15 protein-coding genes are annotated in these 15381 nt (G+C 62.4%); 11 read left to right on the forward strand and 4 right to left on the reverse strand.

All coding sequences use genetic code 11. The features are described from left to right. Positions 1 to 49: 49 nt before the first annotated feature. Positions 50 to 829 (reverse strand): peroxide stress protein YaaA, encoded by a 780-nt coding sequence (gene yaaA / locus CAF92_RS14245; protein ID WP_085601194.1) that lies wholly within the window; start codon positions 827 to 829, stop codon positions 50 to 52. 137 nt (positions 830 to 966) lie between these two features. Here yaaA and CAF92_RS14250 point away from each other — a divergent pair, with 137 nt between their 5' ends. The 5 genes from CAF92_RS14250 to moaE all read left to right on the forward strand — a co-directional run bounded on the left by CAF92_RS14250 (position 967) and on the right by moaE (position 5157). Beyond that, positions 967 to 2097: a polysaccharide deacetylase family protein gene (locus tag CAF92_RS14250; protein WP_085601195.1), complete on the forward strand. Its 1131-nt coding sequence runs from the start codon at positions 967 to 969 to the stop codon at positions 2095 to 2097. 365 nt (positions 2098 to 2462) lie between these two features. Further along, entirely contained in the window at positions 2463 to 3857 is a 1395-nt protein-coding gene (locus CAF92_RS14255) for a PhoH family protein (RefSeq protein WP_046617058.1), read from the forward strand. Between the two features lie 135 nt (positions 3858 to 3992). Continuing rightward, a complete protein-coding gene (gene moaC, locus CAF92_RS14260; RefSeq protein ID WP_003251775.1) occupies positions 3993 to 4463 on the forward strand; it encodes a cyclic pyranopterin monophosphate synthase MoaC in 471 nt (156 codons plus the stop codon). Then, positions 4463 to 4708 (forward strand): molybdopterin converting factor subunit 1, encoded by a 246-nt coding sequence (gene moaD, locus CAF92_RS14265; RefSeq protein ID WP_085601196.1) that lies wholly within the window; start codon positions 4463 to 4465, stop codon positions 4706 to 4708. Before moaC ends, moaD begins: the two co-directional genes overlap by 1 nt. A 2-nt stretch (positions 4709 to 4710) precedes the next feature. Beyond that, complete coding sequence (moaE, locus tag CAF92_RS14270) at positions 4711 to 5157, forward strand: molybdopterin synthase catalytic subunit MoaE (protein ID WP_013974144.1); 447 nt, start codon at positions 4711 to 4713, stop codon at positions 5155 to 5157. 137 nt (positions 5158 to 5294) lie between these two features. Here moaE and rhlB read toward each other — a convergent pair whose 3' ends face one another. Next, positions 5295 to 6758: an ATP-dependent RNA helicase RhlB gene (rhlB, locus tag CAF92_RS14275; RefSeq protein ID WP_046616496.1), complete on the reverse strand. Its 1464-nt coding sequence runs from the start codon at positions 6756 to 6758 to the stop codon at positions 5295 to 5297. A 101-nt stretch (positions 6759 to 6859) separates the two neighbouring features. Continuing rightward, on the reverse strand, positions 6860 to 7516 hold the full coding sequence (locus tag CAF92_RS14280; RefSeq protein WP_046616497.1) for an alpha/beta hydrolase: 657 nt from the start codon (positions 7514 to 7516) through the stop codon (positions 6860 to 6862). Between the two features lie 331 nt (positions 7517 to 7847). Here CAF92_RS14280 and CAF92_RS14285 point away from each other — a divergent pair, with 331 nt between their 5' ends. From CAF92_RS14285 to CAF92_RS14300, 4 genes are all read left to right on the forward strand, one after another. Further along, positions 7848 to 8876: an amino acid ABC transporter substrate-binding protein gene (locus tag CAF92_RS14285; RefSeq protein ID WP_046616498.1), complete on the forward strand. Its 1029-nt coding sequence runs from the start codon at positions 7848 to 7850 to the stop codon at positions 8874 to 8876. Positions 8877 to 8943: 67 nt separating this feature from the next. Next, a complete protein-coding gene (locus CAF92_RS14290; RefSeq protein WP_085601197.1) occupies positions 8944 to 10122 on the forward strand; it encodes an amino acid ABC transporter permease in 1179 nt (392 codons plus the stop codon). A gap of 10 nt (positions 10123 to 10132) precedes the next feature. Beyond that, a complete protein-coding gene (locus CAF92_RS14295; RefSeq protein WP_046616500.1) occupies positions 10133 to 11230 on the forward strand; it encodes an amino acid ABC transporter permease in 1098 nt (365 codons plus the stop codon). A gap of 10 nt (positions 11231 to 11240) precedes the next feature. After that, positions 11241 to 12005, forward strand: a complete 765-nt coding sequence (locus CAF92_RS14300; RefSeq protein ID WP_003251792.1) for an amino acid ABC transporter ATP-binding protein — start codon at positions 11241 to 11243, stop codon at positions 12003 to 12005. Positions 12006 to 12129: 124 nt separating this feature from the next. Here the strand turns inward: CAF92_RS14300 and algW are convergent, their stop codons facing one another. Further along, a complete protein-coding gene (gene algW, locus CAF92_RS14305) occupies positions 12130 to 13290 on the reverse strand; it encodes a Do family serine endopeptidase AlgW (RefSeq protein WP_046616502.1) in 1161 nt (386 codons plus the stop codon). A 168-nt stretch (positions 13291 to 13458) separates the two neighbouring features. Here algW and CAF92_RS14310 point away from each other — a divergent pair, with 168 nt between their 5' ends. Together CAF92_RS14310 and cysD are read left to right on the forward strand one after the other, a co-directional pair. Further along, on the forward strand, positions 13459 to 14217 hold the full coding sequence (locus tag CAF92_RS14310; RefSeq protein ID WP_085601198.1) for a Nif3-like dinuclear metal center hexameric protein: 759 nt from the start codon (positions 13459 to 13461) through the stop codon (positions 14215 to 14217). Positions 14218 to 14456: 239 nt separating this feature from the next. Then, positions 14457 to 15374, forward strand: a complete 918-nt coding sequence (gene cysD, locus CAF92_RS14315) for a sulfate adenylyltransferase subunit CysD (RefSeq protein WP_013974136.1) — start codon at positions 14457 to 14459, stop codon at positions 15372 to 15374. Positions 15375 to 15381 lie beyond the last annotated feature (7 nt).

The raw sequence follows: 15381 nt of genomic DNA on the forward strand, positions 1-15381 counted from the left end.
GTGAAGTACCTGTGGGAGCGGCTTTAGCCGGGAAGAGGGCGTGACAGGATCACTCGGAAGGATGATCCCGCAGGAACACCAGGTGGTCCGGCTTCGACTGCTCGGCACTGTAGTAGTACCCCTGCACATCGAATTGCTTGAGTTGCTCCGGGTCGCTGATGCGCTGCTGGATGACGAAGCGGCTCATCATCCCTCGCGCCCTCTTGGCGTAGAAGCTGATGATCTTGTACTGGCCGTTCTTCAGGTCCTTGAAGTCGACGTTTATCACCCGGGCCTTCAGCGCGCTGCGTTTCACCGCGCTGAAATACTCGTTGCTGGCCAGGTTCAGCAGCACGTCATCGCCCTGTTCGGCCAGGGCCTGGTTCAGCCATTCGCTGATGCGTGTGCCCCAGAAGGCGTACAGGTCCTTGCCGCGGGCGTTGGCCAGCTTGGTGCCCATTTCAAGGCGGTAGGGTTGCATCAGGTCGAGCGGGCGCAGCAGGCCATACAGGCCCGAAAGCATGCGCAAGTGCTGCTGGGCATAGTTGAAATCGTCATCGCCCAGGCTCTCGGCATCAAGGCCGGTGTACACGTCGCCCTTGAACGCCAGCAGCGCCTGCTTGGCATTGGCCGGGGTGAAGTCCGGGGTCCAGCTGCCGAAGCGCGCTGCATTCAGGCCGGCGAGCTTGTCGGACAGGTGCATCAGTTCGCTGATCTGCGCTGGCGACAGGTCGCGCAGCTGCTGGATCAGTTCCTGGGAGTCGTCCAGGTACTGGGGCAGGGTGAAACGCTCGGTCACCGGCGGGGTGTCGTAGTCGAGGGTCTTGGCGGGTGAAATCACCGTCAGCATCGGGTCGGCTCCTGGCATCGTTGGCCGGGAATTCTACGGGCTGTACGGTGCAAGTCCAAACTATGGCGACGATAGTCACAGACCATGGCCGGTGCAGAGGCTATAGTGCGCGTTTCGCCGTTGCGGAGCCTTCAACCGTGCGTATTGCCTCTGCCTTGCTGGCCGCTCTGCTGAGCCTGGCCGTGCAGGCCGCCCCGTCATCACCCCAGGTGAGCCTGGACCGCGGCCTGTGGCCCGAACAGCTGGACAGCCCGGCGTTGTTCGATGTGGCCTCGCGGGCCGAGATCCTCTCCTTCGCCCAGGTACTTCACGAAAGCGAACTGCTGGACGACGCGGCGCTGGCGGCACGCCTGGGGCTACGGCAAGTCAACCTGCAGAAGGTGCGCCAGGCGCGGGCGCGCATGTGGCAGCGGTTGTGGGAAGGCTATCAACAGGCGCAGCGCAGTTGCGAGCAGGATGCGTCGTTCTGCTATCCGGTGACGTCGATGGCGGAGTTGCGCACGCAAGCGGCGACGTTCGCTGCCGATGTCGGCACTTTCTACACTGGTTGGATCGAGCCTAGCCACCAGTTCCATGTGCGTTACCTGGACGAACAATTGCGCAAGGCGGCGTTGCTGCCGCAGACCAGCAGCGAGGTCGAGCGGCTATCCTCGCGTGAGCGCAATGGGGATGAACTGAACGACCGAATGTTCCTGCTGACCTTCGTCGGCGGGCCAGGGCCGGATGGCGGCAGCACCGACCTGCTGGCGGATTACCTGCGTCGGCAAAAGCTTGAAGGCACGTTCTTCGTGCTCGGCAACCGCCTGCAGCAGCGCCGCGATGCCGGCGCGGCAGATACCTTGCGCAAGCTCTATGCCGGGCAGTGCGTGGGGGTCCAGGGTTGGGAGTACCGCTCCCACGCGCAGTGGACAGGCTGGCAGGACTCGCTGCGACGCAGCCAGGCGCGGGTGCAAGCCGACCTGCCGGAGCAGTATGTGCCATTGTTCCGGCCGCCTTATGGGCAGCGTCGGGCCGATGGCGAGGCGTTCATGGCCAGCCAGCAGTTGCAGGTGTCGTTGTGGGACATCGATGCACAGGATGACGGCGCACTGAGCGCCGAGGCCTCTGCCCAGCGGGTGCTGACCTTGATGCTGCTGTGGCGCAAGGGAGTGATCCAGTTCCATGACAGCCTGCCCAAGGCACAGCCGGCGGTAGAGTGGTTGTTGCGCAATACGGCGCAGAGCGGGATTGGTTGGGAAGATTGCCAAGGATATGCCAACCAGGGGTGATAGGGGGCTGCTACGCAGCCCATCGCCGGCAAGCCAGCTCCCACAGGTACCGTGCATGGCCAGCTGGCGATGGCCCCTGCAAGGCCAGCCTGATTTTTGACTGTAGTCCTCACACGCCCCCTCGCCAACCCCTGTTCGTCATTTGGAAAAATAAACTTCACCTGCACGTAAAAAGACTTTTTCTAGTCATCATTTTTGCGGTATGAAGAAACCAGACAGCCGATTCCTGCAGCACAGGTGGCGTCATCCAGGCCCACCTAGCCAGGTTCGCTTCCCGCCCGTAACAACGCGGATACGGGGACAGCGGCAGTCACTCTGCGGCGTAACAGACCACGCCGTGTGGCTTCGACATAAGGTGACCGAGTATGGATGACCAAGGACGCAACCCTTCCTCCAGCAAGCCTATCCTGTATGTGCTCGATACCAACGTCCTGATTCACGACCCCAACGCGTTACTGAACTTCGAGGAGCACCATGTCGCCATCCCGATGACGGTGCTGGAGGAACTCGACAAGCTCAAGACCGGCAAACAGAGCATCGCCGCCGAATGCCGCCAGGCCATTCGCCTTATCGACCAGACCCTTGGTGACTCCTCGCCCAGCGATGTCGAGCAGGGCGTGCCGATTCAGCGTGGCAAGAGTGGGCCCAAGGGCTTCCTGTCCATCCTGATGACTCCGCGCAACGAGCCGAACAAGCTGCTGCCGGAAAACCTCAACGACAACATCATCATCAACCAGTTGCTCGAAGTACGCGCCCGGCGCACCGACCTGGACGTTGTGCTGGTCACCAAAGACATCAACATGCGCCTGAAGGCGCGTGCCTGTGGCATCGCGGCCGAGGACTACAGCACCGATCAGTTGGTCGATGACGTGTCCTTGCTGTCCAAGGGCTACCATTCGGTCACCGGCTCGTTCTGGGACCGGGTGAGCAAGGTCGATACCCGTCAGGAGCGTGGCCGCACCTGGCACCGCGTGCAATTGATCGACAACCTGCCGGCGGTTCACGTCAATGAGTTCATCATCGATGAACAGGGCTTCGTCGGCTGGATCAAGGGTATCCGCAACGATGAGCTGCTATTGCTCGACCTGCACCAGGAGCCGCTGCTGCACCAGGAAGCGTGGGGTCTGAAGCCGCGTGACATCCACCAGAGCCTGGCGCTGTTCGCCCTGCTCGACCCGGATATCCACCTGGTCAACCTGACCGGCGCAGCCGGTTCCGGCAAGACTATCCTGGCCCTGGCTGCGGCGATAGAACAGACCATGGTCAGCAAGCGCTACCGACGCATCATCGCCACCCGCAGCGTGCAGGGGCTGGATCAGGAGATCGGCTTCCTGCCGGGCACCGAGGCCGAGAAGATGGAACCCTGGCTGGGTGCCATCACCGACAACCTCGAAGCCTTGCACATGGATGACGAAAGCACCCATGGCAGCGTCGAGTACATCCTTGAGCGCGTGCCGTTGCAGTTCAAGTCGCTGAACTACATCCGTGGCCGTAGCTTCCAGCAGAGCCTGATCCTGATCGACGAGTGTCAGAACCTGACGCCGCACCAGATGAAAACCATCATCACCCGTGCGGGTTCCGGTTCCAAGGTTGTCTGCCTGGGCAACCTGGCGCAGATCGACACCCCCTACCTGTCCGCGACCAGCTCGGGCCTGACCTACCTGACCGAGCGCTTCAAGGACTTCCCCCATGGCGTGCATATCACCCTGCAGGGCGTGCCACGCTCGGTGCTGGCCGAGTACGCCGAGTCGCATCTGTAACCCTCGGTGCCGGGCGGTTCTCCGCCCGGCCTCTTCGCGGGCGTGCCCGCGAAGAGGCCGGCCCGGTTGACGCACCCTCTGCTCAAACCTGACTCACAGGTTTACACTGCGAATTCCCTTCACAGGAGCAGAGCAGTGCTGACACATCTTGATTCCCAGGGGCGGGCCAACATGGTCGACGTCACTGAAAAGGCCGTGACCGAGCGCGAGGCCACCGCCGAGGCGCGGGTGCGCATGTTGCCGCAGACCTTGCAGATGATCGTCGACGGTGAACACCCCAAGGGCGACGTGTTCGCCGTGGCGCGCATTGCCGGGATCCAGGCGGCGAAGAAGACCAGCGACCTGATCCCGCTGTGCCACCCGCTGATGCTGACCAGCGTCAAGGTCGAGCTCAGCGCCGAAGGGCAGGACGCCGTGCGTATCGTCGCCCGATGCAAGCTGGCCGGGCAGACCGGCGTGGAGATGGAAGCGCTGACCGCCGCCAGCGTGGCTGCGCTGACGATCTATGACATGTGCAAGGCTGTGGATAAAGGCATGGTCATCGAACAGGTGCGCCTGCTGGAAAAACTCGGTGGCAAGAGCGGCCACTACAAGGTGGAGGCGTGATGAAGGTCAAGGTGATGTACTTCGCCCGTTACCGCGAACTGCTGGGCGTGGATGCCGAGCGGGTGGAGGGTGCGTTCAAGGTGCTCGACGATGTGCGCCAGGCCTTGGTGGCCAAGGGCGGGCAGTACGAAGTGCTGGCCGAGCAGAACCTGATGTGTGCGCGCAACGAAGAACTGTGCAAGCTCAATGAACCGCTGGAAGAGGGCGATGAAGTGGCATTCTTCCCGCCGGTGACCGGAGGCTGAACATGGCTGTGCGAGTACAGGAGGGCGCGTTCGATCCGGGGGCCGAGACCAACGCCATGCACGCGGCGAATGTCGGCGTGGGCGCGGTGGTCGGTTTTGTCGGCTACGTGCGGGATTTCAACGATGGCCGCGAAGTGGCGGGGATGTTCCTCGAGCACTATCCGGGCATGACCGAAAAGGCCTTGGCCAAGATCGTGGTCGAGGCCGAGCAGCGCTGGCCGTTGCTCAAGGTGGAGGTGCTGCACCGCATCGGTGCACTGGAGCCGGGTGAGCCGATCGTGTTCGTAGGTGTGGCCAGTGCCCATCGGCAGGCGGCGTTCGATGCCTGCAACTTCATCATGGACTACCTCAAGACCCGGGCGCCGTTCTGGAAGAAGGAAAATACCCAGGAAGGGGCGCGGTGGGTAGAAGGGAAGCAGAGTGACCAGGATGCCGCCGAGCGCTGGTAGATCCTTGTTTGATGGCCGGGGAGGAGCCCCGGTTCGCGGGAGAACCCGCCCACACAGGTACTGCACAGGTTTCGAAAGCTGTGCAGTACCTGTGGGAGCTGGCTTGCCGGCGATTGGGCTGCAAAGCAGCCCCAGCATCAGTGATGCTTGCGCGGCACCGGCTTCAGCAGCTCATCCGGCGGCATTTCACACTTGATCTTGCGCCCCAGCAGCTCTTCGATCGCCGGCAGCTGGTACGAGTCATCCTCACCGGCAAAGCTGATCGACACACCACTGGTGCCTGCACGGCCAGTCCGGCCAATGCGGTGCACGTAGTCGTCCGGGTCTTCCGGCAGGGTGAAGTTGATCACGTGGCTGATGCCATCGATGTGGATGCCACGCCCCGCCACGTCGGTGGCCACCAGCACAGTGATGCGCCCTTCGCGGAAGTTCTCCAGGGTGCGGATACGCTTGTGCTGCGGCACGTCGCCCGACAGCTGCGCGGCATTGATGCCGTCGCGCACGAGTTTTTCCTCGATGCGCCGCACTTCGTCCTTGCGGTTGGCGAATACCATCACCCGTTCCCACTTGTTCTGGGTCACCAGGTTGAACAGCAGCTTGTACTTGTCGCTGCCGGCCACCGCATAGACGTGCTGCTCCACCGTTTCGCTGGCAACGTTCTCCGGCTCGATCTCGACGATGGCCGGGTTCGTGGTCCACTGCTTGGCCAGGTTCATCACATCGTCGGTGAAGGTGGCGGAGAACAGCAGGGTCTGGCGCTCGCTTTTCGGCGGCGTCTGGCGAATGATCTGACGCACCTGGGGGATGAAACCCATGTCGAGCATGCGGTCGGCTTCGTCCAGCACCATCACCTCGACCATGTCCAGGTGCACCTCACCGCGCTGGTTGAAGTCCAGCAGGCGGCCCGGAGTGGCCACCAGGATGTCGCAATGGCGCGCTTCCAGGGCCTTGAGCTGCTTGTCGAAGTCCATGCCGCCGACGAAGCTCATCACGTTCAGGCCGGTGTACTTGGTCAGGGCGATGGCATCCTTGGCGATCTGCACCACCAGCTCGCGGGTGGGCGCGATGATCAGCGCGCGTGGCTCGCCCATGTAGCGTTCCTTCGGCGGCGGCGTCTGCTGCAGCTGGGAAATGATCGAGATCAGGAACGCTGCAGTCTTGCCGGTACCGGTCTGGGCGCGGCCGATGGCGTCCTGGCCACGCAGGGTATAACCCAGCACCTGTGCCTGGATCGGCGTGCAGTACGGAAAGCCCAGGTCGTGGATGGCGTGCATCAGCTCGTTGGATAGCTTGAAGTCGTGGAAGCGGGTCTTGCCTTCCTGCGGCTCGACCACGAAGTCCTCCGGTTTCCACAGGCTGGCCTGTGGCTTGGGCTTGCGCTCGCGACGCGGTTTGTCCTTGGCCGGCTTGTCGGCGGCTGGCGTAATGGTGGCAGGCTGCTCGGCCAGGGGGGCGTGGGTGGCGCGTGAGGCGGCCGGTTTTGCCGCAGGCTGGGCCTCGCTGGCGGGGGCGGGCGCAGGCGGCGTCACGCTGGCAGCAGGAGCGACGGCCTGTGGCGCGGCGTCTCCCTTGCCGAAGATTTTCTTGAGTGCCTTGAGCACGATCGTCTCGTCAACTGGTTAAGGAATGTACGCCGGGCAGTGTAATGCAAGATTCAGGCGCGGCGTAGTGGAATAGCCTTACAACTACATGCGGCCCTGGCTTATTGCAATTGCTTGCTCAGCCAGTCGTGGATGTCGCTCAACTCTTCCACCACCACTTCATGTTCCATCGGGTATTCGTGCCAGCGGGCGGCTACGCCCCAGGTATTCAGGTACTCGAAGGCGGTGCGGCCCATCGCGGGGATCACCACCGGGTCGTGCACGCCGTGCAGGCACAGGGCCGGGGTGCGTTGCTGGCAGGCGCTCAACTGATGCTGGTCGTTGAAGGTAGGGGCGTAGGTGGACAGGGCGATCACCCCACCCAGTGCTTCTTGCCACTTTATATAGGCAGTGTGCAGCACCACCGCGCCGCCCTGGGAGAAACCGGCCAGGAAGATCCGCGACAGGCTGATGCCTTTGGCCTGCTCGGCCTTGATCAGGGCAATGAGCTGCTCGGCCGATTCTTCCAGCTGCGCCTCGTCAATGGCGCGGGCCGGGGTCATGGCCTTGATGTCGTACCAGCTGGGCATGGCGTAGCCGCCGTTGATGGTTACCGGGCGGGTTGGAGCCTGGGGCATGACGAAACGGGTGCTGAGCAGGCGTTCCTGCATGAATTCGGCCACTGGTAGGAAGTCGTAACGGTCGGCACCCAGGCCGTGCAACCAGATCACACAGGCGTCTGCGGTTTTCTGCGGTTCGAGAATCAGCGGATTGGTCATGACTGCTCCGAAAGTGTGCGGGTCTTGTTATGGCGTGCGTGAAAAGAAGGCGCTGGAAATGATTGTCGGAAAAAGAATGTCGCAACGATACAACTTTCCCTACTTGACTTGCGCTTAAACGCTACAGCCAGAAATTTTGGTACGCGCTTTGCAATTCCACCAACGATGCAAAGGGCAGGCCGTGACGGTAACACCCTTTGCACGCGAAGGCTGTCACAGAACAGTCCATTGCGCCATTGACCCAATAACAAGCCAACACGGGTCGGATACGCCTCAAAAGGGTGCGGTGCAATTCCGGCTCGATACAACAAGAGCGATTTGGAGGTTGTGAATGAAGATGTTGAAAACCACCCTGGCAGTCCTGGCCGCTGCTGCCGCGCTGGGCGCCGTGAGCAACGCCCAGGCCGGCGCCACCCTCGATGCGGTAAAGAAGAAGGGCTTCGTCCAGTGTGGCGTGAGCGACGGTCTTCCAGGGTTCTCGGTACCTGATGCACAGGGCAAGATCATTGGTATCGACGCTGACGTCTGTCGCGCCGTGGCTGCCGCCGTGTTCGGCGATGCCACCAAGGTCAAGTTCAGCCAGCTCAACGCCAAGGAACGCTTCACCGCCCTGCAGTCGGGCGAAGTCGACGTGCTGTCTCGCAACACCACCTGGACCAGCTCGCGCGATGCGGGCATGGGCCTGGTATTCGCCGGTGTTACCTACTACGACGGCGTCGGCTTCCTGGTCAACAAGAAACTGGGTGTTTCCAGCGCCAAGGAGCTCGATGGCGCGACCATCTGCATCCAGGCCGGTACCACCACCGAGCTGAACGTGTCGGACTTCTTCCGCGCCAATGGCCTGAAATATACCCCGATCACTTTCGATACCTCTGACGAAAGCGCCAAGTCGCTGGAGTCCGGTCGTTGCGACGTGCTGACCTCGGACAAGTCGCAGCTGTTCGCCCAGCGTTCCAAGCTGGCCGCGCCGGCCGACTACGTGGTACTGCCGGAAACCATTTCCAAGGAACCGCTGGGCCCGGTGGTGCGCAAAGGCGACGAGGAATGGTTCAGCATCGTCAAGTGGACCCTGTTCGCCATGCTCAACGCCGAAGAGGCGGGCATCACCTCGAAGAACGTAGAGGCCGAGGCCAAAGGCACCAAGAACCCGGACGTCGCCCGCCTGCTGGGTGCGGACGGTGAGTACGGCAAGGACCTCAAGCTGCCCAAGGACTGGGTAGTGCAGATCGTCAAGCAAGTCGGTAACTACGGCGAAGTGTTCGAGAAGAACCTGGGCCAAAGCACCGACCTGAAGATCGACCGTGGCATGAACGCCCTGTGGAACAACGGCGGCATCCAGTACGCGCCACCTGTGCGCTGATGGCTGCACCCTGCGGCGGCATCCCGCCGCCGCAGGCTGTTCGGAACCCTACTGTCCGGGGCACTTCATGCAAAATCGAATCGGCGCACAAAAGGGTTTATCCCTGAGCGATCCACGTGTGCGCGCGTGGCTGTTCCAGATCCTCACGATAGTCTTCGTGGTCGGTCTGGGCTGGTATCTGTTCCACAACACGCAAACCAACCTGCAACACCGGGGCATCACCTCGGGCTTCGACTTCCTCGACCGCAGTGCCGGCTTCGGCATCGCCCAGCATCTGATCCCCTACGTGGAATCCGACAGCTATGCGCGGGTGTTCGTCATCGGCCTGCTCAATACCTTGCTGGTGACCTTCATCGGCGTGGTACTGGCGACCATCCTCGGCTTCATCATCGGTGTGGCGCGGTTGTCGCCGAACTGGATGATCAACAAGCTGGCGACCGTGTATGTGGAAACCTTCCGCAACATCCCGCCGTTGCTGCAGATCCTGTTCTGGTACTTCGCAGTGTTCCTGACCCTGCCGGGACCGCGGGGCAGCATCAATATCGACGACACCTTCTTCATCAGCAACCGTGGCCTGAACATGCCCGGCGCATCCATGGCCGAAGGCTTCTGGCCGTTCGTCGTGGCGCTGGTCCTGGCGCTGCTGGCCATCGTGGCGATGGTGCGCTTTGCCAACAAGCGCTTCGACGAGACCGGCGTGCCGTTCCACAAGTTCTGGGTGGGGCTGGCAATGTTCATCGCCATTCCGGGCGTTTGTGCACTGCTGTTCGGCAGCCCTGTGCACTGGGAAGTGCCGCAATTGAAAGGATTCAACTTCGTCGGTGGCTGGGTACTGATCCCCGAGTTGCTGGCGCTGACCCTGGCGTTGACCATCTATACCGCTGCGTTCATCGCCGAGATCGTGCGCTCTGGTATCCGTTCGGTCAGCCATGGCCAGACCGAGGCCGCGCACTCGCTTGGCCTGCGCGAGGGGCCGACCCTGCGCAAGGTGATCATCCCCCAGGCACTGCGGGTGATCATTCCGCCGCTGACCAGCCAGTACCTGAACCTGGCGAAGAACTCATCGCTGGCAGCCGGTATCGGCTACCCGGAGATGGTCTCGCTGTTCGCCGGTACCGTGCTCAACCAGACCGGCCAGGCTATCGAGGTGATCGCCATCACCATGAGTGTCTATCTCGCCATCAGCATCAGCATTTCGCTGCTGATGAACTGGTACAACAAGCGCATTGCGCTGATCGAGCGGTGAGGATACGCCCGTGAATGCCCATGTTTTCAAACCTGACATGCCGCCACCGGTGAAAACCGTCGGCGTGCTCGCATGGATGCGTGCCAATCTGTTCTCCAGCTGGCTCAACACGCTGCTCACCCTGTTTGCCATCTACCTGGTATGGCTGATCGTGCCACCGCTGCTGCAGTGGGCGTTGCTTGACGCCAACTGGGTCGGCACCACACGCGCCGACTGCACCAAGGAGGGCGCCTGCTGGGTGTTCGTGCAGCAGCGCTTCGGCCAGTTCATGTATGGCTACTACCCGGCCGAGTTGCGCTGGCGCGTGGACCTCACCGTGTGGCTTGCCGTGCTTGGCGCCGCGCCGCTGTTCATCAAGCGTTTCCCACGCAAGGCCTTCTACGGCCTGGGCTTTCTGGTGCTGTACCCGCTGCTGGCCTACACCCTCCTGCACGGGGGCGTGCTGGGCCTGGAAAACGTACCGACCAGCCAGTGGGGCGGGCTGATGCTGACCCTGGTGATCGCCACCGTGGGCATTGTCGGCGCATTGCCGCTGGGCATCCTGCTGGCCTTGGGGCGGCGCTCGAAGATGCCGGCGGTGAAGGTGGTGTGCGTGACCTTCATCGAGTTCTGGCGTGGCGTGCCGCTGATCACCGTGCTGTTCATGTCATCGGTGATGCTGCCGTTGTTCCTGCCTGAGGGCATGAGCTTCGACAAGCTGTTGCGGGCGATGATCGGCGTGATCCTGTTCCAGTCGGCGTACATCGCCGAGGTGGTGCGTGGTGGCCTGCAGGCCATCCCCAAGGGCCAGTACGAAGCTGCCGCGGCCATGGGCCTGGGCTACTGGCGGGCGATGGGCCTGGTGATTCTGCCGCAGGCGCTCAAGCTGGTGATCCCCGGCATCGTCAACACCTTCATTGCCTTGTTCAAGGACACCAGCCTGGTGATCATCATCGGCCTGTTCGACCTGCTGAACAGCGTCAAGCAAGCCGCCGCCGACCCGGCCTGGCTGGGCATGGCTACCGAGGGCTACGTGTTCGCCGCCCTGGTGTTCTGGATTTTCTGTTTCGGTATGTCCCGCTACTCCATGCATCTGGAGCGCAAGCTGGACACTGGCCACAAGCGTTAGGAGTTTCGAAATGAGTGAAGCGATCAAGCAGCCTGCCGGCCCCGAAGGCATCATCCAGATGCAGGGCGTGAACAAGTGGTACGGCCAGTTCCATGTGCTCAAGGACATCAACCTGAACGTGCGCCAGGGCGAGCGCATCGTGCTGTGCGGGCCGTCCGGCTCGGGCAAATCCACCACCATCCGTTGCCTCAACCGCCTGGAAGAGCACCAGCAGGGGCGCATCGTGGTCGATGGTGTGGAGCTGACCAACGATCTCAAGCAGATCGAGGCCATTCGCCGCGAAGTGGGCATGGTGTTCCAGCACTTCAATCTGTTCCCGCACCTGAGCATCCTGGAAAACTGCACCCTGGCGCCGATGTGGGTGCGCAAGATGCCACGGCGCAAGGCCGAGGAAATTGCCATGCACTATCTGGAGCGGGTGCGTATTCCGGAGCAGGCGCACAAGTACCCAGGGCAGTTGTCCGGTGGCCAGCAGCAGCGTGTGGCGATTGCCCGCGCGTTGTGCATGAAGCCGAAAATCATGCTGTTCGACGAGCCGACCTCGGCGCTGGACCCGGAAATGGTCAAGGAAGTGCTCGATACCATGGTGGGCCTGGCCGAGGATGGCATGACCATGCTCTGCGTGACCCACGAGATGGGCTTTGCCCGGACCGTGGCGAACCGGGTGATCTTCATGGACAAGGGCGAGATCGTCGAGCAGGCGGCGCCGGATGACTTCTTCGACCGGCCGCGCAGTGACCGGACCAAGTTGTTCCTGAGCCAGATCCTGCATTGATGCTATTGGGGCCGCTTTGCGGCCCATTTGCAGCACAAGGCTGCTCCTACAAAAGCGAATTTCGCCGCCTCTTGCAGGAGCAGCCTTGTGCTGCGAAGCAGCCCCTGGAGACCAGATCGAAGCCTTACTTCTCTTCCTTGGCGACTGCCGGCGCCGGTGGCGGCCGCAGCCCCACCTCGGCGATCAGCTTAAGCTGCTGCCCATTGCGCATCACTTCGATGGTGATCTTCTCGTTGGGCTTGATCCGCGCCACCTGGTTCATCGACTTGCGGCCATCGCCGGCCGGCTCGCCGTTGATGCTCAGGATCACGTCACCCAGCTGCAGCCCGGCCTTGGCCGCCGGCCCTTCGCGGAAGATACCCGCCACCACGATGCCCGGGCGGTCCTTCATGCCGAACGATTCAGCCAGTTCCTGGCTCAGCGGCTGCACTTCGATGCCCAGCCAGCCACGGATCACCTGGCCGTGCTCGATGATCGACTTCATCACCTCCAGTGCCAGTTTCACCGGGATGGCGAAGCCGATGCCCTGTGAACCGCCGGACTTGGAGAAGATCGCCGTGTTGATACCGATCAGGTTGCCGTTGGCATCCACCAGCGCACCACCAGAGTTGCCCGGGTTGATCGCGGCGTCGGTCTGAATGAAGTCTTCGTAGTTGTTCAGGCCCAGCTGGTTGCGGCCAGTGGCGCTGATGATGCCCATGGTCACGGTCTGGCCGACCCCGAACGGGTTGCCGATGGCCAACGACACGTCGCCGATGTGAATGTTGTCGGAGCGGCCGATGGTGATCGCCGGCAGGCTCTTCAGGTCGATCTTCAGCACCGCAAGGTCGGTCTCCGGGTCGCTGCCGATGACCCGGGCCAGGGTTTCGCGGCCATCCTTCAGGGCTACGACGATCTGATCGGCGCCGCTGGTGACGTGGTTGTTGGTCAGCAGGTAGCCCTCGGGGCTCATGATCACCGCCGAGCCCAGGCTTGATTCCCAGCGGCGCTGCTTGGGCAGGTTGTCACCGAAGAAACGGCGGAACTGCGGGTCTTCGAACAGCGGGTGGGCGCTCTTGTTCACCACCTTTGTGGTGTACAGGTTGACCACCGCCGGGGCGGCCAGGGTCACGGCGTCGGCGTAGGATACCGGGCCCTGCATGATCCGCGAGGTCTGCGGCGCCTGCTGGAGGTTGACGTCCTGGCTGGGGAGGCCGACCCACTCCGGGAAGCGCTGGATGATCAGCATGGCGATCAGTACGCCGGTAAGCAGGGGCCAGCCAAAATAACGCAAAGCCTTGAACATGAATGAATCCTGGAAAGAGCCGGGGACGGTGACCGTGCGGTGGGGCATGAGCGCGCGCGATCATACACCGGTTCCCCCAGTGCCGGCGACGGCCCATAATGGCCGGCATTATACGGGCGTTGCATGGGCGTTGTGCCCGAGAAAAACGCAGATTTCGAGGAGATTTTCATGGCCGTCGCTCTGAACACCCTGGTCGAGGAAGCCGAGCGTTACCTGGGCAGCGCGAAGATCCAGGATTATTGCCCCAATGGCCTGCAGGTCGAAGGCCGGCCGCAGGTCAGCCGAATCGTCAGCGGCGTTACCGCCAGCCAGGCGCTGCTGGATGCGGCGGTCGAGGCCGAGGCCGACCTGGTGCTGGTGCACCATGGCTACTTCTGGAAGGGTGAGAACCCTTGCATCACCGGCATCCGGCAGCGCCGGCTGAAGACCCTGTTGAACAACGACATCAGCCTGCTGGCGTTCCACCTGCCGCTGGATGTGCACCCGGACGTGGGCAACAACGTGCAACTGGCGCGGCAGCTGGACATCACCGTCGAAGGGCCGCTGGACCCGGAGAACCCCAAGGTGGTCGGCCTGGTCGGCTCGCTGGCCGAGCCGATGACCGCGCTCGACTTTGCCCGACGGGTGCGTGAGGTGCTGGGGCGTGAGCCTCTGCTGGTCGAAGGTGAGCTGATGATTCGCCGGGTCGGCTGGTGCACGGGGGGCGGGCAGGGCTACATCGACACCGCGATCGCGGCCGGGGTAGACCTTTACCTGACCGGCGAGGCGTCGGAGCAGACCTACCATAGTGCTCGCGAGAATGGTGTCAGCTTCATTGCCGCCGGGCACCACGCCACCGAGCGGTATGGGGTGCAGGCGCTGGGGGATTACCTGGCGCGGCGCTTTGCCGTGGAGCACCTGTTCATCGATTGCCCGAACCCGATCTGACATCGGCGTCGCCTTCTTCGCGGGCGCGCCCGCTCCCACAAGGGCTCCGCTGCACCTGTGGGAGCGGGCGTGCCCGCGAAGGGCCGCAGAGCGGCCCCAATTCCAGCCCAAACCCCCAGTCATATCGTTAGACTTTTTCGATCTAGCCAGCCTCCTAAATAGAAGCAGCCGCTGTGATAAAGTGGCTCGCTCGAACACGGCCCGCAGGCCGTCCATAAGATCGTTTTTCGTGAGTAGCCATGGTCGACAAACTGACGCACTTGAAACAGCTGGAGGCGGAGAGCATCCACATCATCCGCGAGGTGGCCGCCGAGTTCGACAACCCGGTGATGCTGTACTCGATCGGCAAGGATTCCGCCGTGATGCTGCACCTGGCGCGCAAGGCCTTCTTCCCGGGCAAGTTGCCGTTCCCGGTGATGCACGTCGACACTCAGTGGAAATTCCAGGAGATGTACAGCTTCCGCGACAAGATGGTCGAGGAAATGGGCCTGGAGCTGATCACCCACGTCAACCCCGAGGGTGTGGCGCAGGGCATCAACCCGTTCACCCATGGCAGCTCCAAGCACACCGACATCATGAAGACCCAGGGCCTGAAGCAGGCGCTGGACAAGCATGGTTTCGATGCCGCCTTCGGTGGTGCGCGCCGCGACGAAGAGAAATCGCGGGCCAAGGAGCGCGTGTACTCGTTCCGTGACAGCAAGCACCGCTGGGACCCGAAGAACCAGCGCCCGGAACTGTGGAACGTTTACAACGGCAAGGTCAACAAGGGCGAGTCGATCCGCGTCTTCCCGCTGTCGAACTGGACCGAACTGGACATCTGGCAGTACATCTACCTCGAAGGCATCCCGATCGTGCCGCTGTACTTTGCCGCCGAGCGTGAAGTGATCGAGAAGAACGGCACCCTGATCATGATCGACGACGAGCGCATCCTCGAACATCTCACCGACGAAGAGAAAGCGCGCATCGTCAAGAAGAAGGTGCGTTTCCGTACCCTCGGCTGCTACCCATTGACGGGTGCTGTCGAGTCGGAAGCCGAGACCCTGACGGACATCATCCAGGAAATGCTCCTGACCCGTACGTCCGAACGCCAGGGCCGTGTCATCGACCACGATGGCGCCGGTTCCATGGAAGACAAGAAACGCCAAGGCTACTTCTAATTTCAGG

The organism is Pseudomonas sp. B10(2017), assembly GCF_002113295.1.
In the GTDB taxonomy this organism is placed as follows: domain Bacteria; phylum Pseudomonadota; class Gammaproteobacteria; order Pseudomonadales; family Pseudomonadaceae; genus Aquipseudomonas; species Aquipseudomonas pudica.